Below are 18,606 nucleotides of genomic sequence, written 5' to 3'. Positions count from 1 at the left end.
GGCGCACCCGGCGCGCCGGGCCGGGGGTCCGGTGCGCCGGATTGGCCGGTCCGTGACCCCAATGCCTCGCATGACTCGTACACACCGTCGAAAACAGCCATGAACCCCGCGCCGATGGGGGATGGTTGACGGGTGCGGAAATACTGGATGGCAGGTGGGATCGGCGTAGGCGTCGCCATGTGTTTCGTGGCGCTGCTCGTCGTCGGTACGTACTCCGCCGCCGCCGGACTCGTAGGTGGCGGGGGCGGGGCCGTGGCGTTGGCCAAGGGGGCCGTGCCGGCCAAGTACCAGCCCCTTGTGCAGAAATGGGGCAACCTCTGCCCGGCCATCAACCCCGCCCTCCTTGCCGCCCAGCTCTACCAGGAGAGCGGCTGGAACCCGCGCGCGCAGAGTCCGGCCGCCGCTCAGGGCATCGCGCAGTTCATCCCGGGGACCTGGGCCTCGCACGGGGTCGACGGGGACAAGGACGGTGACCGGGACGTCTGGGACCCCGCCGACGCGATTCCGTCCGCGGCTTCGTACGACTGCGAGCTGGCGGGGTATGTGAAGAAGGTCCCCGGGGATCCGACCGACAACATGCTGGCCGCCTACAACGCCGGTGCGTACCGGGTGATCAAGGCCGGCGGGGTTCCCGCCATCTCGGAGACGCAGAACTACGTCAGGATCATCCGTTCGCTGGAGAAGAGCTTCGCCCGGCCGGTGGGGCGGGTGCAGCCCTCCCAGCAGGCCGCGGGCGCCATCTACTTCGCTCAGAAGAAGCTCGGTACGAAGTACCTGTGGGGCGGCAACGGCACGGCGGAGCAGGGCGGTCGGTTCGACTGTTCGGGGCTGACCCAGGCCGCGTACCGGACCGTCGACATCGAGCTTCCCCGGGTGGCGAACGACCAGTACAACGCCGGTCCGCACCCCTCGCGCGACGAGCTGCTCCCCGGGGACCTGGTGTTCTTCTCCGACGACCTGACCAACTCGCGTGCCATTCATCACGTCGGCCTGTACGTCGGGGGCGGGTACATGATCAACGCTCCGTACACCGGTGCCGTCATCCGGTTCGACAAGATCGACACGCCCGACTACTTCGGTGCGACACGCGTCACGAAGGACGGGGCCGCGGCTCTTCCGACCGCCGGGCCGGCGGCATGACCGCCGGGCGCCGATGGCCGGAACTCTCCGTGAAGCCTGGGCCCTGAGCTGCGACGATGAGTCACTCTTCGATAACGTCATGGTGATCATTCGGTGGAGAGTGGAACGTACACACGGGACGCGTCGTTCTCTGGTTGGACCGGGGCCGCAGCCATTGACCTATCGTCGCCCCGACGCACGTAAGTGATCGAACCGAATACGGGGGTTCGTCATAGCGGCGCACACGGGCGTGTGCCGCAGCAGCACACAAGGCAAGGGGCCGCGGCAGATGGCTGGACTCGCACTGGATGGGTCGAACCCTGATGTCAGCCTGCTCTACGACATCAACGGTCTCGCGAAGTCCGCTCCCACCTGGTTCGACCGGATCATGGAGTTCGTCGGTGAGTACGGGATCATGCTCGGCATGGTCCTGGTGGTCCTGTGGTGCTGGTGGAGTGTCCGCCGGCGCGGCACGGCCGAGGACTCGGTGACCGCTGTCGCCGGGCTCGTCTGGGCGCCGCTCGCGGCCGGGATCGCCCTGCTGATCAACATCCCGATCCGTGGATTCGTGGAACGGCCGAGACCGTTCAGGGACCACCAGGGGCTGGATGTCCTGGTGGACGGGAAGAACGACTTCTCCTTCGTCAGCGATCACGCCACCATGGCGATGGCGCTGGGCGTCGGGCTCTTCGTGGCGAACCGGAAGTTCGGCATCGCGGCGATCGCGCTCGCCCTGCTGGAGGGCTTCTGCCGGATCTACATGGGCGTTCACTACCCGACCGACGTCATCGGCGGCTTCGCGCTCGGCACGGCCGCCGCGCTGCTGCTCGCGCCGCTCGCGATGATGCTGCTGACTCCGCTGGTGGGTGCCGTCTCGCGGTCCGGCCGGCTCGGCAGGCTGGTCAGGTCGCGCAGCCCGCTCGCGGTGACGGCCGGGGACGGCGGCGAGGCGCGCGGGATTCCCGAGCCGCGCCCCGGTTCGGGCGGCGGCTCGGAGGGCGAGAAGGGCCTCGCCGCCTGAGGGAGGCCGGGCCGAGCCGTTCAGGGGCGGTGTCCCGAGCTGGTCAGGGCCGGTGCCGGTTTCCCCAGCCGGTCACAGTGACTGGGGGTACGTGAAGAATCCCTCGGGGTCGTACGTCTTCTTCACTTCGTCGAGGCGGGCGGCGGCCGGGCCGTAGTAGGCCTTGCGCCAGTCCGTCAGGGCGGGGTCCGTGTAGTTCTGGTAGGCCGCCCCCGATGCGTAACGGCGCAGCGCCCCATGGGTGTCTTTCAGCCACTTCTGCTGAGCGGTGCCGGCGGTGCCCGTGCGCCAGGCGCCGATGTACTGGGCGAGCATCCGTGAACCGCGGTGGACGAAGGCGGTGGCCTGCGGGTCGACCCGGTTGACCGCGCCGCCCAGGGCGGTGAGCGCGACCGAGCCGCCGCCGCCCTCGTCCGCGCCGATCCGGGTGAAGGCCTCGGTCCGGTCGAGCAGGGCCTGGACGCCCGCCGGGGGCAGCGAGCGGTCGTAGAAGTCGGATGCCGCCGCGTACGTCTCGCGCTGGAGCGAGCCCTGCGGATCGCGGCCCGGTGTGGTGCCGGGCAGGTGGCACTGGGCGTCGGTGATGCCCGAGCAGCCCGCGTACACGAGCATCGCCTCCTGGTAGCTGCGGCGGCGCAGCGAGACCGAGGACGCGGAGGCGCCGATCCGGTCGGCGAGGCGGTCGACGGCGTTCTGCAGATCGCCGTACGTGCCGAGGCTGAAGGCCGAGACCGACACGGTCGGGTTGCCGCCTCCCGGCCCCGCCGCGACGTGTGCGGCGGACCAGATCTCGTCGGGCTGGTCCGGGCCCCACTCCTGCCAGGCCGTCAGGACGGCCCCGGCGCGCGACCACGGCCAGGACATGTACGCGGAGACGGTCTGCGGGGCGGGGCGGGTGCGGAAGCTGAGTTCGGTGACGACGCCGAAGTTGCCGTTGCCCGCGCCGCGCAGCGCCCAGAACAGGTCCGGGTGGTGGGTGGCGTCGGCGGTGAGCGTCTTGCCGTCGGCGGTGACGATCGTCGCGGCCGTGAGGCTGTCGCACGTCAGGCCGTACGCGCGCGAGGCGACGCCGTGGCCGCCGCCGAGGGTCAGGCCGGAGATGCCGACCGTGGGGCAGGAGCCGCCGGGGATCGTCAGGCCGTGGGCGGCGAGGCCCTGGTAGACGTCGAGGAGCCGGGCCCCCGCACCGATCGTGCCGTCCCGGTCGACGCGCTTGAGCGACGAGACGTCGATGACCAGCCGCCCGTTGCCGCTGGACCAGCCGGCGTAGGAGTGTCCGCCGCTGCGGAGGGCGACGGGCACGGAGCTGCGCCGGGCGAACGCCAGGCACTCGCGGATGTCGGCCTCGTGCCGGACGTAGGCGACAGCGGCCGGTTTCTGGTCGTCGTAGCGGGTGTTGTAGAGCTGACGGGCGGTCGGATAGGCCGCGTCGTCGGGCCGTACGAGGGAACCGGCGAGGCTTCTGCCCAGGGCCGGCCAGTCCGCCGGGACGGAGGGTGAGGCCGTCGGCGATGTGGCGGGGGAGGTGCCGGTGGCCGCCGACGTGGCCGGGGTGGAACCCCCGGCCGGTGTGCCGGGGCCGGCGGTGTCGCACGCGGTGGCGGCGGCGCCCGTGAGTACGGCCGCGGCGCCGGCGGTCAGGACGGTGCGCCGGTTCGGCAGGGTCATCGGACCTCCGGGGTGGGGGGAGAGGACGAGGACGGGGGAGGGGAGAGGGGTGGAGGTCAGGCCACCGACGTGCGGTGTCCCTCGGCGTCCGTGCGGGCCAGGTCGCGGGACCGGCGGGCCGGTCCCGACCAGCCGCAGCTGCAGCGGGCGGTGCAGAACGAGCCGCGTTCGACGGTGGTGGCTTGGTGGGCGGGCCGGGGCGATGGAACGGCCGGCGGGACCTCGGTGGTGTGTTGGTCGTACACGCGTCCACGGTACTGGGCGGGGCCGTCCGGTGGTGAGGGGTGTGCGGGCTGCGTGACGACCTCATGCGCGGTCGTTACGGGGCGCTGGGGCCGTCGTTATGCGGAACGGGTGGGGGCACGGGCAGTCGGTCGGCGTTGGGGGTTGGCAGGCGATGGTGGTGCAGCAGCACAGGTCCGGAGGCGGGACGCGCGCTGTGTGCGCCCTCGTCGTGGTGGGCGTGATGGTGGCGGGCGCCGGGTGCGCGGTGGACGGCGGGGACGGTGCGGCGGACGGCGACCGGTCCGGTCCCGCCGCGGCCGAAGCGGTGCAACGGGCCGCGGCGGTCCTCGTGGGGACGGGGGACGGGGCCGCTGCCGGAAGCGCCGAGGTGGTCACGTCGATGGAGACGGCGGCCGGCGGCACCCGGGTGACGATCCGGGGCAGGGGGACGTACGACTTCCGTACCCAGTCCGGCCGGCTCAAGGTCGTGCTGCCGCAGGACGCGGCGGGTGAGGACGAGCACCGGCCCATCACGGAGCTGCTGGCCCCGGGCGCGCTCTACATGATGAACCGCGGTGCCGGGGTGCCCGCGGACAAGTGGGTCAGGATCGACACGACGGCGCTGGCGGACGGCAATCTGGTGACCGGTGGCGTCACCGACCCGATGGCCGCGGCCGAACTGCTGGGCGGGGCGCGCACGGTGATGTACGTGGGCGAGACCGACCTGGCCGGGGTGACGGTGCGGCACTACCGGGGGACCGCCGACATCGCACGGGCCGCGCGCCGGGCCTCGGCTGCCTCGCGGGGTGCGCTGACGGCCGCGGCGAAGGGGTTCCGCACGGACACGGTGCCGTTCGACGCGTATCTGGACGAGCAGGGCCGGCTGCGCAAGGTGCGGCACCGGTTCAGTTTCGCCAACGAGGGGCAGCCGCGGGAGGTGGTGTCGACGACGCTGCTGTACGGGTTCGGGGTGGCGGTCTCCGTAGCGCTGCCGGACGCGGGCGACATCTACACCGGCGAGATCGAGCAGGGGAGTCGGGAGTGACCGGCCCGGGGCCGTCGTCCTCGGCCTCTTCTAGGCATCTGGCGGCAGCGAAATGGTCCGTCCGTGCCATGCGCGGTGTGTGTCGCCATCCCTACCCTGGTAAGCCGGCGACGGCAGTGAGAGGTGAGTGACGTGGTGACGCTCAGCCCGCGGACCGTATCGGACCTTGTGGCTCTCGCCGAGATCGAGCTGTGCGGGGAGCTGATGATCGCGGCGTCGGCGGCGATCGGGGAGCGGCTGAGCGCGGACCGTATCGACGAGGTGCTCGACGTCAAGGCGATCACCGAGCGCACCACCGTCCCCCGGCAGGCGGACCACCGGGGGTGACGGGGGAAGCCGAGGCCCTGGTCAGGTGCGCAGCAGGCGGGCGATGGCCTTGGTGGCCTCCTCGACCTTCGCGTCGATCTCCTCGCCGCCCTTGACGGCGGCATCCGCGACGCAGTGGCGCAGGTGCTCCTCCAGCAGTTGGAGCGCGAACGACTGGAGCGCCTTGGTGGACGCCGACACCTGGGTGAGTATGTCGATGCAGTAGACGTCCTCGTCGACCATGCGCTGCAGGCCGCGGATCTGGCCCTCGATGCGGCGCAGGCGCTTGAGGTGCTCGGCCTTCTGGTGGTGGTAGCCGTGGATCCCCCGGTCGTGGTCGGTCACGATCGCTTCGGCGGGAGCCGTGGCGTCGGCCGTGCCCATGCCGTCGGCGGTGCCCGTGCCGTCCGTCGCGTCCGGCGCCCGATCCGCCTCGGTGGTGGTCATTGCTGCCTCCCGTTTTCCCTTTACCCTGCCGTTTATATACCCCTGGTGGGTATATCCTAACGAATTCAGCTGAAACGTGACCGGGGCCCCGTGCTGATCACTGTGCCTGATGCGCGACACTGAAGAATGCCGGTTAGCCGTGGCCGGATGATGCGCCTAGCATCAGCCTGACCGAATCCAAAGCACCCCGAGGACCCCACGTGCGCTTTCGTCTGACCCCCAGGGAGACGAGCTTCTACGACATGTTCTCCGCATCAGCGGACAACATCGTCACGGGCTCGAAACTCCTGATGGAACTGCTCGGGGCGGATTCTGCCTCCCGAGTCGAGATCGCGGAGCGCATGCGGGCAGCGGAGCACGCGGGGGACGATGCCACCCACGCGATCTTCCACCAGCTGAACTCCTCATTCATTACGCCGTTCGACCGCGAGGACATTTACAACCTCGCCTCGTCGCTCGACGACATCATGGACTTCATGGAGGAGGCCGTCGACCTGGTCGTTCTGTACCAGGTCGATGAGCTCCCGAAGGGTGTCGAGCAGCAGGTCGAGGTCCTGGCACGGGCGGCGGAGCTGACCGCCGCGGCCATGCCGAACCTGCGGACGATGGACAACCTCACCGAGTACTGGATCGAGGTCAACCGTCTGGAGAACCAGGCCGACCAGATCCACCGCAAACTGCTGGCCCAGCTCTTCAACGGCAAGTACGACGCCATAGAGGTGCTGAAGCTGAAGCAGATCGTGGACGTGCTGGAAGAGGCTGCCGACGCGTTCGAGCACGTCGCGAACACGGTGGAGACCATCGCGGTCAAGGAGTCCTGAACCACGTGGACACCTTTGTACTGGTCGTGACCATCGGCGTCGCGCTCGGCTTCACGTACACGAACGGCTTCCACGACTCGGCGAACGCCATCGCCACGTCGGTCTCCACCCGGGCTCTCACCCCACGTGCCGCACTGGCCATGGCGGCGGTGATGAACCTCGCGGGCGCCTTCCTGGGCAGCGGGGTCGCCAAGACCGTCAGTGAGGGCCTGATCGCGACGCCCACGGGCGACAAGGGGATGGGAATCCTCTTCGCTGCACTGGTCGGCGCGATCATCTGGAACCTGATCACCTGGTACTTCGGCCTGCCGTCGTCGTCCTCCCATGCCCTGTTCGGCGGAATGGTCGGCGCCGCGCTCGCGGGCGGGACGCTGGTGCACTGGGGCGGGGTGCTCGACAAGGTCGTCATCCCGATGTTCATCTCGCCGGTGATCGGCCTGGTGGTCGGTTATCTGGTGATGGTCGCCATCATGTGGATGTTCCGGAAGTCGAACCCGCACAAGGCCAAGCGTGGTTTCCGGATCGCGCAGACGGTCTCGGCCGCGGGCATGGCGCTCGGCCACGGTCTGCAGGACGCGCAGAAGACGATGGGCATCGTGGTGATGGCCCTGGTCATCTCCGGCCACGAGACCTACAGCGATCCGATCCCGGTCTGGGTGAAGCTCGTCTGTGCACTGATGCTGTCGCTGGGTACGTACGCCGGTGGCTGGCGCATCATGCGGACGCTCGGCCGGAAGATCATCGAGCTGGACCCGCCGCAGGGCTTCGCCGCCGAGACCACGGGGGCGTCGATCATGTTCGGTTCGGCGTTCCTGTTCCACGCGCCGATCTCGACGACACATGTGATCACCTCGGCGATCATGGGTGTGGGCGCGACCAAGCGGGTGAACGCGGTGCGCTGGGGTGTCGCGAAGAACATCATCCTGGGGTGGTTCATCACGATGCCGGCTGCGGCGCTGGTCGCGGCGGCGAGCTATGGGGTTGTTGTGTTGCTGTTCGGCTGACGGTGGTGGGGCGGGTGCCGGGTGCGCCCGGCGGGCGCCTTGTCCTCAAGCGCCGGACGGGCTTGATCTGCCTGATGTGGGTCCGCCCCGCTCTCCTCACGGAGAGCGGGGCGGACCCTTCGCCTTGTGGTGGCACCGCCATGCAGCACCCCAAGGCCGTTTGTGGGAGCCCTCAGCCGAAGCGGCCGGAGATGTAGTCCTCCGTGGCCTGGACCGAGGGGTTGGAGAAGATGCGTTCCGTCTCGTCGATCTCGACGAGCTTGCCGGGCATTCCGACCGCCGCGAGGTTGAAGAACGCCGTGCGGTCCGAGACGCGCGCCGCCTGCTGCATGTTGTGCGTCACGATGACGATCGTGAAGCGCTCCTTCAGCTCACCGATCAGGTCCTCGATGGCGAGGGTGGAGATCGGGTCCAGCGCCGAGCACGGCTCGTCCATCAGCAGGACGTCGGGCTCGACCGCGATGGCGCGGGCGATGCACAGACGCTGCTGCTGACCGCCGGAGAGACCGGAGCCGGGCTTGTTCAGCCGGTCCTTGACCTCGTTCCAGAGGTTCGCACCCTTCAGCGACTTCTCCACGATGTCGTTCAGGGCGCTCTTGCGGACCTTGCCGTTCAGCCGCAGGCCCGCCGCCACGTTGTCGAAGATCGACATGGTCGGGAACGGGTTCGGGCGCTGGAAGACCATGCCGACCGTGCGGCGCACGGTGACCGGGTCGACGTGTGATCCGTACAGGTTCTCGTCGTCCAGCAGCACCTTGCCCTCGACGCGGCCACCGGGGGTGACCTCGTGCATCCGGTTCAGGGTGCGCAGGAAGGTGGACTTGCCGCAGCCGGACGGGCCGATGAAGGCGGTCACCGAGCGGGGTTCCACGGTCATGGAGATGTCGTCGATCGCCTTGTGGCTGCCGTAGTAGGCCGACAGGCCACTGATGTCGATGCGCTTGGCCATCTGAATCACTGCTTTCCGTCGGCCCTATCGGCCGGTCTTCGGGGCCTTCCAGCGGGCGATGCCGCGGGCCACCAGATTGAGGATCATGACGAAGGCGATCAGGACCAGGGCAGCGGCCCAGGCGCGGTCGTAGGACGCGGCTTCACCGATCCTGTACTGCTCGTAGATGTAGAACGGCAGTGACGACTGGGCGCCTTCGAAGGGGTTCGGGTTGATCAGCTGGCTGCCGAAGACGAGCAGGATGATCGGCGCGGTCTCGCCGGCGATGCGCGCGATGGCGAGCATGACGCCGGTGGCGATGCCGCCGATCGCGGTCGGCAGGACCACCTTCAGGATGGTGCGCCACTTCGGGATGCCGAGGGCGAGGGAGGCCTCGCGGAGCTCGTTCGGGACGAGCTTCAGCATCTCCTCGGTGGAGCGGACCACGACCGGGATCATCAGGATCGTCAGGGCCAGGGCGCCCATCAGACCGGAGGGCTCCAGTCCCGCGATCAGCATGATCGAGAGGATGAACAGACCGGCGACGATGGACGGGATGCCGGTCATCACGTCGACGAAGAAGGTGACGGCCTTGGCCAGCGCACCCTTGCCGTACTCCACCAGGTAGACCGCGGTCAGCAGGCCGAGCGGGGCGGAGATCACCGTGGCGATGCCGACCTGCTCCAGCGTCCCGATCAGGGCGTGGTAGACGCCGCCGCTGGCCTCGGGGCCGAGGACACCGGCCATCGAGTGGGTCAGGAAGTAGAGGTCCAGGCGCTCCGAGCCGCGGCTGATGGTCGTCCAGAGCAGGGAGGCCAGCGGGACGACGGCGATCAGGAAGCAGACCCAGACGAGGCTGGTGGCGAGGCGGTCCTTCGCCTGGCGCCTGTTCTCCACGACGCTGGTCGCGACGTACGAGATCGCCAGGAAGAGCAGCGCGGAGATCAGGCCCCACTGGACGCGGCTCTGCCAGCCGGCCGCCAGGCTGATGCCGACGCCCAGGACGACCGCGACGGCGGCGAAGCCGAGCGGGGCCAGGCGGGGCAGGGCCCGGCTGCTGAGGCTGTTGGCCGGTGCGGGCGGGACCGGCGTCGGGCGTTCCTGGACGCTCGTGGATGCGTGGCTCATGCGTTGGCCCCCGAGTACTCCTTGCGGCGGGCGATGATGAGCCGCGCGGCGCCGTTGACCAGCAGGGTGAGGACGAAGAGGACCAGGCCGGAGGCGATCAGGGCGTCTCGCCCGAACGCGTCGGCCTCGCCGAACTTCGCGGCGATGTTCTGGGCGAACGTCCCGCCGCCCGGGTTGAGCACGTGCAGCGAGATGAGGAAGCTCGGCGACAGGACCGTGGCGACGGCCATCGTCTCGCCGAGCGCGCGGCCGAGGCCCAGCATCGAGGCGGAGATGATGCCCGAGCGGCCGAACGGCAGGACCGAGAGCCGGATGACCTCCCAGCGGGTGGCGCCGAGCGCGAGCGCGGCCTCCTCGTTCATCTTCGGGACCTGGAGGAAGACCTCGCGGCTGACGCTCGTCACGATCGGCAGGATCATGATCGCGAGCAGGATGCCGACGGTGAAGAGCGAGCGGGCGACGCCTATCTCGGTCTTCTCGAAGATGTACGTCCAGCCGAAGAACTGGTCGAGCCAGAGGTTCAGGCCTTCGAGATACGGCACGAGGACGAGCGCGCCCCAGATGCCGTAGACGATGCTGGGCACCGCGGCGAGCAGATCGATGACGTACGCGATCGGGCCGGCCAGCTTGCGCGGCGCGTAGTGCGAGATGAACAGGGCGATGCCGACAGCGATCGGAACCGCGATGGCCATCGCGATGATCGAGCTGACGACGGTCCCGAAGAGCAGGACGGCGATGCCGAAGACCGGCGGGTCACCGGCCGGGTTCCAGTCGAAGGTGGTGAGGAAGTTTCCCTCGTCCCCGGAGATGGCGATCGCGGCGCGGTAGCTGAGGAACACGGCGATCGACGCCATGAGCACGAGCAGCAGGATGCCCGAGCCGCGGGAGAGGCCCAGGAAGATCTTGTCACCGGCGCGGCCGGTGGACCTGGCGCGGGTGCGCCTGCCCGGCGGGGCCGGTGGAATTTCTGTCTGTGTGGTGGAAGCCATGGTCTTTCCGGTCTGTGTGGGGGAGCGGGAGCTCCCCTGGCGGCGGTGCACCGGATGGGGGTGGCGGGCCGGTCCGGAGGGGTGCACCGGACCGGGCCGCCTGTGTCGCGTTGTGCTGTTGTTCGTCGTGCGGGGTGTGCGGGTTACGAGAGGCCGGCGACCGTCTCGCGGACCTTGGCGTTGATCGCCTCGGGGATCGGGGCGTAGCCGGCCTCGGTGAGGAGCTTCTGACCGTCCGCGGAGGCGGTGTAGGTCAGGAAGGACTTGACGGTGCCGAGGGTGTCGGCCTTGTTGCCGGTGTCGCAGACGACCTCGTACGTCACCAGGACCAGCGGGTACGCGCCCTCGGCCTTGGTGGTGTAGTCGAGGTCGAGCGCCAGGTCCTTGCCGGTGCCCTTGACCTTGGCGGCGGCGATCGCCTTGGAGGCGTTCTCCGAGGAGGCCTTCACCGGGGCGGCGCCACCGGTGTTGATGTCGACCGTGGGGATCTGCTGCGAGGCGGCGTACGAGAGCTCGAAGTAGCCGATCGAGCCGTCGACCTGCTTGACCTGGGTGGCGACACCGGACGAGCCGGTCGCGCCCTGGCCACCGGGGGCCGGCCACTTCTTCTCGGCCTCGTACTTCCAGTCGCTCGGGGCCGTCGCGGACAGGTACTTGCCGAGGTTCTGCGTGGTGCCGGAGTCCTCGGAGCGGTGGAAGGGCTGGATCGCCTTGTCCGGGAGCTTGGCGCCCGGGTTGAGCTTGGCGATCGCCTCGTCGTTCCACTTCTTGATCTTCGTGTCGAAGATCTTGGCGAGGGTGGGGGCGTCCAGGACCAGGCTGTCGACACCTTCCAGGTGGAAGCCGACCGCGATCGGGCCGCCGACCATCGGGAGGTTGATGCCCTGGCCGGTCTTGCAGGTCTTCTTCGAGTCCGCGACCTCCTCGGGCTTCAGCGCCGAGTCGGAGCCGGCGAAGCCGACGGTGCCCTGGTTGAAGGCGACGATGCCCTCGCCGGACGAGGAGGAGTTGTAGTTGATCTCCACGCCGGAACAGGCGGCCATGTACTCCTTGACCCAGAGGTCCATGGCGTTCTTCTGCGCGCTGGAGCCGGAGGCCCGCAGCTGGCCCTTGGCACCGTCGCACTTGACGTTCGACGCGGCCTTCGTCGCCCCGGCGGTGCCGCCGGTGTCGCCGCCGCTGTTGTTGTCCGAACCGCACGCCGTGAGGACCAGGGCGCCGGAGACGGCGAGGGCACCGAGCGCGGTGGCACGAAGCCGGTTCTTGCGCTGAAGCTTCACTTTCGGGTGTTCCTTCCAGAAGCCGCCGCGGTGGTTTCGGTCTACGACGGCGTGCGATGTGGTGGGTGGAGCGGAAGTCGTGTCCGGTGCGGTCTGTGCCTCGCACCGTGCACTGCCGAAATTAGGCAGAACAGGTGAAGCGGTCTGCGGGGGTGAGTGAACGGAAGGTGAACCGTGTCGGGCGGCCTGGTTCCGGTCCGGCGGGGTCCCGCGGAGTGACGGTTCCCCGGCGCGGGGCACACATGAGAGGGGCCCGGTCCCGGGCGGGGGTTCCGTCCTCGAACGCCGGACGGGCTGGACAGGCCGGCGCAGTCCGGAACGGCCGGGGCGGGCTGGAGCGGCCGGGGCGTGCCGGGCGGGCTGGAGTGGCCGGCTACGCGCGCGGCAGGGTCCGCAGGGCCGCGTCCAGCAGATCGCGGTCGCGGGGCTGGGTCAGGCGGGCGCGGGCGGCCGACGGCGGGAGCCACAGCACGACGTCCACCTCGTCGTTCGGCACGAAGGTGCCCGCCGTGGCCTCGGCGGCCCAGTACGTGACCTCTTTCGGCCGGCCGTTCGCGACGTACCGGACCATGGGCAGCACGGCGCCCGGCACGCAGTGGTGGCCCGTCTCCTCCAGGACCTCGCGCAGGGCCGCGTCCCGCGGGGACTCACCGCGCTTCAGCTTGCCCTTCGGGAACGACCAGTCGTCATATCGCGGACGGTGTACGAGGCAGAGCTCCACGCCCCCACCGGAAGACGGTGCGGGCGGGCGGCGCCAGAGCACGCAGCCCGCCGCCCGTACCGTGCCGCTCGCCGTCCGGGTCATGGCCGGGTCGCCGCCGCCGTGGCGTACGGCCAGCTCTCCCGGAAGACCGACCGCGCCGCCTCCACCTCGTGGCGCTGGTCGGCGTGGAGCACCCCCAGGGCGTACGCCGTCGTCGGTGCGATGCGGGGGGTACGGGCCGCCGAGGCGGCCGCAGCGGCCGCCTCCGCCGCGTCCCGGTGCAGATCGAGCGCGTGACCGGAGCCGGCCAGGACCGGATCGGGGGTGCCCCGTACCACCTCGTGGGCGTACCGGTGCAGGCGCAGCAGCAGCCGGGTCTGGTGCCAGGGCGCGTCGTGCGCCTCGTTGTACGGCTCGGCCGTCTCGCACCGGGGGAGCGCCGCGACGGCGCCGAGCAGCCGTTGCTCCGCCCGGTCGGCGGGCTCGCGCAGCAGCTCTCCGGCGGGTTCGGCGGCCGCGGCGGAGAGCGGGACCTCGGAGGCGAGCAGCGCGACCGCGTCGGCCACCGCGTGGAAGCGGGAGGAGCCGAGCGCCTGGAGCGCCGCGGAGTGGGCGCGGGTCCTGGCCAGGGTCAGCTGCCGTTCCAGCAGGGCGCCGGCGCGCGCCGCGCCGACGCCGAGGACGGCACGCTCCTTGTCGGCGGAGGCGGAGGCGGAGGCGGAGGCGGTGCCGGACTCGGACCGGGCCGTCGGCAGAGACGCCCCCGACAGTCCGTGCAGCGCTTCGAGGAGCCGGGTCAGCCGGTCCGCGTACGCGTGCTCGCGGGCGAGCGTGCCGGACAGCCAGGCCAGCTCGGTCCGCAGCTGCTCGGCCCAGAGCGGGTCGAGCGCCGCCCGGAAGGTGTGCAGGGTGCCGCTGATGCGGCGGGACGAGCGGCGCAGCGCCCAGGCGGCCTGTTCGGCGGCCTGGGGTCCGGCGTCGCTGGGGGCACTGTTCTCGCGGTGCAGACGCAGGCTGCGCAGGAAGTCCGCGGCCTGTGCCCGCAGATACGGTGCGAGCACCGTGCCCGCAGTCACGTCCGTCTGTGTCTGATGGTCAGGGCGTCGCACGCCGGCGCCTCCGGGCGTCAATGAGCATTTCCTGTACGTGGCGCAGCGGCCGGCCTTCCGCGTCCGTGGCGTGCCGGGTCCAGTTCCCGTCGGGGCCCAGGTGCCAGGAGGCGGTGGTGTCGGCCATGCCGGTCTCCAGGAGCCGGCTGAGAGCGGCCCGGTGCGCGGGGTCGGTGACCCGGACCAGGGCCTCGATACGGCGGTCGAGGTTGCGGTGCATCATGTCGGCGCTGCCGAACCAGACTTCGGGCTCGCCGCCGTTGCCGAACGAGAAGACCCGGGAGTGTTCGAGGAAGCGGCCCAGGATGGAGCGGACCCGGACGTTCTCGGAGAGGCCGGTGACGCCGGGGCGGATCGCGCAGATGCCGCGGACCCAGATGTCGACCGGGACGCCGGCCTGCGCGGCCCGGTAGCAGGCGTCGATGATCGCTTCGTCGACCATCGAGTTGACCTTGATGCGTACGTAGGCGGGCCGGCCGGCACGCTGGTGCGCGATCTCCTTGTTGATCCGGACGATCAGCCCGTCGCGCAGTGACTTCGGGGCGACGAGCAGACGACGGTAGGTCTCGCGGCGCGAGTAGCCGGAGAGCCGGTTGAAGAGGTCGGAGAGGTCCGCGCCGACCTGAGGGTCGGCGGTGAGCAGGCCGAGGTCCTCGTACAGCCGGGCCGTCTTGGGGTGGTAGTTGCCCGTGCCGACGTGGGAGTAGCGGCGCAGGGTGTCGCCCTCCTGGCGGACGACGAGGGAGAGCTTGCAGTGCGTCTTCAGGCCGACGAGCCCGTAGACGACGTGGCAGCCCGCCTCCTCCAGCTTGCGCGCCCACTTGATGTTGGCCTGCTCGTCGAAGCGGGCCTTGATCTCGACGAGTACGAGGACCTGCTTGCCGGACTCGGCGGCGTCGATGAGGGCGTCCACTATCGGGGAGTCGCCGGAGGTCCGGTACAGCGTCTGCTTGATCGCGAGGACGTCCGGGTCGCCGGCCGCCTGTTCCAGGAAGGCCTGGACGGAGGTGGAGAAGGAGTCGTACGGGTGGTGCAGCAGCACGTCGCGTTCGCGCAGGGCGGCGAAGATGTCGGGCGCGGACGCGGACTCGACCTCGGCCAGGTCGCGGTGGGTGCCGGCGATGAACTTGGGGAACTTCAGCTCGGGCCGGTCCAGCGACGCTATGCCGAACAGCCCGGTGAGATCGAGCGGTCCGGGCAGCGGGTAGACCTCCGCGTCGGACACCTTCAGCTCGCGGACCAGCAGGTCCAGCACGTACGGGTCGATGGACTCCTCGACCTCCAGGCGGACCGGCGGGCCGAAGCGGCGCCGCATGAGCTCCTTCTCCAGGGCCTGGAGGAGATTCTCCGCGTCGTCCTCCTCGACCTCCAGGTCCTCGTTCCTGGTGACCCGGAACATGTGGTGCGCGAGGACCTCCATGCCCGGGAAGAGCTCTTCCAGGTGGGCGGCGATGACGTCCTCGATGGGGACGTAGCGCTGCGGCGACGCCTCCAGGAAACGCGTCAGCAGCGGCGGCACCTTGACCCGGGCGAAGTGGCGGTGGCCGCTGACCGGGTTGCGTACGACGACGGCGAGGTTGAGCGAGAGGCCGGAGATGTACGGGAAGGGGTGCGCCGGGTCGACGGCGAGGGGGGTCAGCACGGGGAAGACGCGCTGGCGGAAGAAGGTGAACAGGCGGGCCTGTTCCTTCTCGGTCAGATCCGGCCAGCGGATCAGCTGGATGCCCTCGTCGGACAGGGCGGGCGCGACGTCCTGCTGGTAGCAGGCGGCGTGCCGGGCCATGAGTTCGCGCGAGCGGGTCCAGATCAGGTCGAGGACCTCGCGGGGCTGAAGGCCGGAGGCGGACCGGGTGGCGACACCGGTCGCGATACGGCGCTTCAGACCGGCCACCCGGACCATGAAGAACTCGTCCAGGTTCGAGGCGAAGATGGCGAGGAAATTAGCCCGTTCGAGGAGCGGTGTGGCCGGGTCCTCGGCCAGTTCCAGCACCCGTTCGTTGAACGCGAGCCAACTGCGTTCCCGGTCGAGGAACCGGCCCTGCGGCAGCTCGTCCCCATCGACATCGGGTTCGTACGCGTCGGCATCGGCATCGATGTCGGGGTCCAGGTCGGCCGCGGTGGACAGGGCGGCGGGGGCGGACGACGGGGTGGCGACGGCGTGCGGCCGGTGTGCGGCGAGGGAGCCGACGGACGGCTGGGCGGCCGGCTGGACCGGGACCTCGGAGCTGGGCTGCTGGCTCATGGGCCCATTCTTCCGCGCGGAGTGCTCGGGGGGCGCGTCGAAGGGAGATGAGATCGCGGAGATCGCGTGGTCGGCGCGCTCTCCGCCGGGATTTCTCCCGTTGCGGGGGGTCGGCACAGCTGGCTGCATCCTGAGAGGGTCGCAAGGGCGTCTGAATGCCCGGTAACGGCGACATGACATGCAGGAAGCGGTGTGGCCGTGCCCGGGGGCGGTGGGGCCCTCCGGGCACGGCTGCCGGCAGGCTCAGCCGTGGTGGCGGCGCAGCAACCGGAAGGCGAGTGCGACCGCGGCAGCGGCGAGGACGAGCAGGATGCCGGTCTCGACGAGCTGGAGGGGCCAGAAGTGCGAGGCGGGGTGGTAGTCGGAGAACTCGGTGACCCCACCCTGATTACGCAGACAGCTCGAGGGGTCCTCGAGGTCTATCCGTCCCGCGTCCCAGCAGTCCTGCCAGTAGATCTCCTTGCCGGAGGGGGTGAGCATGCCCGACTCGATGTTCCAGGCGTTGTCGGGCCATGCCCCCCTCCCCAGGCGGCGGGCGCTCGGCCAGAGCTCGTAGCGGCGTTTGCCGAACCCCAGCATGACCGTGCCCAGGACGAGGGCGGTGAGGCTCATGGCCAGGATCGTCCGGCGTACGAGGACGGCACACAGGGCGCCGACGGCCACGGCCAGCAGAGCGTAGGCGACGGCGGTCGGACCGAGGGCGGGGAAGACACCGTTCTCGGACCAGCCGAGTCCGTAGGCGTTCGCGTTCCCCTGTACGCCGGACAGGCCCCATCGATAGACGAGGACCAGGACGGTCGTCCCGGCGGTCACGAGGGCCGCAGGCAGGGCGATCCGGGCCGCCAGCCACTGGGCGGGCGACACCGACTGGGCCCAGACGAACCGGAATGTTCCGCTCTCCAGCTCGCGGGCGATCAGGGGACCTGCGACGAACACGCCGATGAGCCCGGCGAGCACCAGGAGGGCGGTGCCGCCGTCCGCCAGGTAGGTCTCGGTGGCGGTGCGGGCGTAGGTGGGCAGGTAGGTGCTGTCGCCGCAGCGGGTGGTGTCGCCGTCGGCGCAGCGTTCGGGCGAGGTGGCGACCCATATCCGGAGCCCGACCACAAAAGCGATGCCCAGGGCCAGGAGCGCGCAGGCCGCCCACAGCGCACGGCGGTGCTGGTGGAGCAGGACGCGGACGGGGCCCCGCAGCGCGGCAGGGCCGCTGCGGGCGCGGGTGCGCAGGCCAGTGGTGCTCATGCGGCCGCCGCCTTGCTGCCGGTCGCGGCGCTCGGTGTCATCAGACCCGGCGCTCCCGGCGAACGCAGGTGCGCCAGCAGCAACTCCTCCAGTGACGGCTCGGCCGCCTCCCACCCGTCGGTGTCCACTGGGCCCTCCTTCCGGACGAGTGCGGTCAGCTGCCGTCCCGTGGTGCGGGACTCGACCACGGTGTGCGGGGCGAGGTCGCGTACGGGACCGGTGAGCACGGCGTGCGCGGCGAGCAGGTCGTCGGTCTCGCCGCCGAGCCTGACCCGGCCGCCGTCGACGAGCAGGACGTAGTCGCAGGCGCCCTCCAGCTCGGTGAGGATGTGCGAGGACATCACGATGGTGGTGCCGTACTCGGCGGCCTCGGCCATCAGCGCGCCCATCAGCTGGTGCCGGCCGAGCGGGTCGAGGTCGGCCATCGGTTCGTCCAGCAGCAGCAGTTCGGGCCGCTTGCCGAGGGCGAGGGCCAGGGCGAGCCGGGTGCGCTGACCTCCGGAGAGGGTGCGGACCTTCGCGTCCCCGGGCAGCGGCGCGGTGATGCGTTCGGCGGTCTCCTGCTCCCAGGTGTCCGGGTTCAGCTCGGCGCCCGCCCAGAGCGTCTCGGTGACCGTCAACGACGGGTACAGAGGCTTGTCCTGGGCTACGAACGCCATCCGGGCGCGGGCCTCGCCCGGGGTCGTTCCGAGAACGCTCAGCGTGCCCTGCGTAGGGCGCAGGAATCCGGCCGCGAGGGCGAGCAGCGTGGACTTCCCGGCGCCGTTCGGGCCGACCAGTGCGCAGACACGTCCGGCAGGCAGCCGGAACGAACAGTCGCGCAGCGCCCACCCGATGTCTCTGCGCCGGTATCGCATGCCGAGGCCGACGGCCTCGATCACTGCACCTGTCATCAGTTCTCCCCTGGGAATGTGCGGTCGAGTACAGCGGTGAAGAGCGCGCTCACGTCGTCCCTCTCCAGCCCGGCCGCGCGGGCCCGGCCCGCCCAGGCGGCCAGTTCGGCGCGCAGCGGGCCGTCATCGGCGGCGGCCGCGCCGCCGAGCGTCCGGGTGACGAAGGTGCCGAGACCCCGTCGCGCCTCGACGAGCCCCTCGCGCTCAAGCTCGCGGTAGGCCTTGAGCACGGTGTTCGGGTTGATGGCGGTGGCCTCCACGACCTCGCGGGCGGTGGGCAGGCGGTCACCCGGCTCCAGCAGTCCGAGCCGCAGGGCCTGCTTGGTCTGCTGGACGATCTGGAGGTACGTGGCGACGCCGCTGCGCCGGTCGATGCGGAACTCGACCGCTGCGGACTCTGCCATGTTCACCCCTTTCACTAATTGAGTAGTGAAAGGGT

At 70.4% G+C, this 18,606-nt stretch carries 19 protein-coding genes; 6 read left to right on the top strand and 13 right to left on the bottom strand.

The window, feature by feature from the left end; all coding sequences use genetic code 11:
- Nucleotides 1–132: 132 nt before the first annotated feature.
- Both OG912_RS15175 and OG912_RS15170 read left to right on the top strand, forming a co-directional pair.
- Nucleotides 133–1,140, top strand: a complete 1,008-nt coding sequence (locus OG912_RS15175; protein ID WP_327709795.1) for a C40 family peptidase — start codon at nt 133–135, stop codon at nt 1,138–1,140.
- Between the two features lie 268 nt (nt 1,141–1,408).
- Nucleotides 1,409–2,140, top strand: coding sequence for a phosphatase PAP2 family protein (locus OG912_RS15170; protein WP_327709794.1), 732 nt, complete (start codon nt 1,409–1,411; stop codon nt 2,138–2,140).
- Between the two features lie 72 nt (nt 2,141–2,212).
- Here OG912_RS15170 and OG912_RS15165 read toward each other — a convergent pair whose 3' ends face one another.
- The gene (locus OG912_RS15165; RefSeq protein WP_327709793.1) at nt 2,213–3,808 is read right to left on the bottom strand and encodes an FAD-binding oxidoreductase; all 1,596 of its coding nucleotides are present in this window, start codon (nt 3,806–3,808) and stop codon (nt 2,213–2,215) included.
- A gap of 56 nt (nt 3,809–3,864) precedes the next feature.
- Nucleotides 3,865–4,053 (bottom strand): hypothetical protein, encoded by a 189-nt coding sequence (locus OG912_RS15160; RefSeq protein WP_326737612.1) that lies wholly within the window; start codon nt 4,051–4,053, stop codon nt 3,865–3,867.
- A 152-nt stretch (nt 4,054–4,205) separates the two neighbouring features.
- Between OG912_RS15160 and OG912_RS15155 the strand changes: the two genes are divergently transcribed.
- Together OG912_RS15155 and OG912_RS15150 are read left to right on the top strand one after the other, a co-directional pair.
- A complete protein-coding gene (locus OG912_RS15155) occupies nt 4,206–5,078 on the top strand; it encodes a hypothetical protein (RefSeq protein ID WP_327709792.1) in 873 nt (290 codons plus the stop codon).
- 132 nt (nt 5,079–5,210) lie between these two features.
- On the top strand, nt 5,211–5,405 hold the full coding sequence (locus OG912_RS15150; RefSeq protein WP_327709791.1) for a hypothetical protein: 195 nt from the start codon (nt 5,211–5,213) through the stop codon (nt 5,403–5,405).
- A gap of 21 nt (nt 5,406–5,426) precedes the next feature.
- Here the strand turns inward: OG912_RS15150 and OG912_RS15145 are convergent, their stop codons facing one another.
- Nucleotides 5,427–5,831, bottom strand: coding sequence for a metal-sensitive transcriptional regulator (locus OG912_RS15145; RefSeq protein WP_443060979.1), 405 nt, complete (start codon nt 5,829–5,831; stop codon nt 5,427–5,429).
- Between the two features lie 200 nt (nt 5,832–6,031).
- Here OG912_RS15145 and OG912_RS15140 point away from each other — a divergent pair, with 200 nt between their 5' ends.
- A complete protein-coding gene (locus OG912_RS15140; protein WP_148019498.1) occupies nt 6,032–6,652 on the top strand; it encodes a DUF47 domain-containing protein in 621 nt (206 codons plus the stop codon).
- A gap of 5 nt (nt 6,653–6,657) precedes the next feature.
- Nucleotides 6,658–7,656 (top strand): inorganic phosphate transporter, encoded by a 999-nt coding sequence (locus OG912_RS15135; RefSeq protein WP_326737616.1) that lies wholly within the window; start codon nt 6,658–6,660, stop codon nt 7,654–7,656.
- 172 nt (nt 7,657–7,828) lie between these two features.
- Here OG912_RS15135 and pstB read toward each other — a convergent pair whose 3' ends face one another.
- The 10 genes from pstB to OG912_RS15085 all read right to left on the bottom strand — a co-directional run bounded on the left by pstB (nt 7,829) and on the right by OG912_RS15085 (nt 18,571).
- Nucleotides 7,829–8,605: a phosphate ABC transporter ATP-binding protein PstB gene (gene pstB / locus OG912_RS15130; RefSeq protein ID WP_326737617.1), complete on the bottom strand. Its 777-nt coding sequence runs from the start codon at nt 8,603–8,605 to the stop codon at nt 7,829–7,831.
- A 24-nt stretch (nt 8,606–8,629) separates the two neighbouring features.
- Entirely contained in the window at nt 8,630–9,712 is a 1,083-nt protein-coding gene (gene pstA / locus OG912_RS15125) for a phosphate ABC transporter permease PstA (protein WP_327709790.1), read from the bottom strand.
- On the bottom strand, nt 9,709–10,701 hold the full coding sequence (pstC, locus tag OG912_RS15120) for a phosphate ABC transporter permease subunit PstC (protein ID WP_326737619.1): 993 nt from the start codon (nt 10,699–10,701) through the stop codon (nt 9,709–9,711). Before pstC ends, pstA begins: the two co-directional genes overlap by 4 nt.
- A 143-nt stretch (nt 10,702–10,844) precedes the next feature.
- Nucleotides 10,845–11,981: a phosphate ABC transporter substrate-binding protein PstS gene (gene pstS, locus OG912_RS15115; RefSeq protein ID WP_326737620.1), complete on the bottom strand. Its 1,137-nt coding sequence runs from the start codon at nt 11,979–11,981 to the stop codon at nt 10,845–10,847.
- Nucleotides 11,982–12,354: 373 nt separating this feature from the next.
- A complete protein-coding gene (locus OG912_RS15110) occupies nt 12,355–12,786 on the bottom strand; it encodes an NUDIX hydrolase (RefSeq protein ID WP_327709788.1) in 432 nt (143 codons plus the stop codon).
- Complete coding sequence (locus OG912_RS15105; RefSeq protein ID WP_443060978.1) at nt 12,783–13,760, bottom strand: CHAD domain-containing protein; 978 nt, start codon at nt 13,758–13,760, stop codon at nt 12,783–12,785. The genes OG912_RS15110 and OG912_RS15105 overlap by 4 nt, the downstream gene beginning before the upstream one ends.
- 19 nt (nt 13,761–13,779) lie before the next feature.
- Entirely contained in the window at nt 13,780–16,035 is a 2,256-nt protein-coding gene (locus OG912_RS15100) for an RNA degradosome polyphosphate kinase (RefSeq protein ID WP_327709786.1), read from the bottom strand.
- Nucleotides 16,036–16,278: 243 nt separating this feature from the next.
- Complete coding sequence (locus OG912_RS15095) at nt 16,279–17,274, bottom strand: ABC transporter permease (RefSeq protein ID WP_327709785.1); 996 nt, start codon at nt 17,272–17,274, stop codon at nt 16,279–16,281.
- The gene (locus tag OG912_RS15090) at nt 17,271–18,167 is read right to left on the bottom strand and encodes an ABC transporter ATP-binding protein (RefSeq protein WP_327709784.1); all 897 of its coding nucleotides are present in this window, start codon (nt 18,165–18,167) and stop codon (nt 17,271–17,273) included. Before OG912_RS15090 ends, OG912_RS15095 begins: the two co-directional genes overlap by 4 nt.
- Nucleotides 18,167–18,571: a GntR family transcriptional regulator gene (locus OG912_RS15085; RefSeq protein WP_327709783.1), complete on the bottom strand. Its 405-nt coding sequence runs from the start codon at nt 18,569–18,571 to the stop codon at nt 18,167–18,169. Before OG912_RS15085 ends, OG912_RS15090 begins: the two co-directional genes overlap by 1 nt.
- Nucleotides 18,572–18,606 lie beyond the last annotated feature (35 nt).

The sequence above is a fragment of the Streptomyces sp. NBC_00464 genome (genome assembly GCF_036013915.1).
Taxonomy (GTDB): domain Bacteria; phylum Actinomycetota; class Actinomycetes; order Streptomycetales; family Streptomycetaceae; genus Streptomyces.
This window is presented reverse-complemented; position numbering and strand designations above follow the sequence as displayed.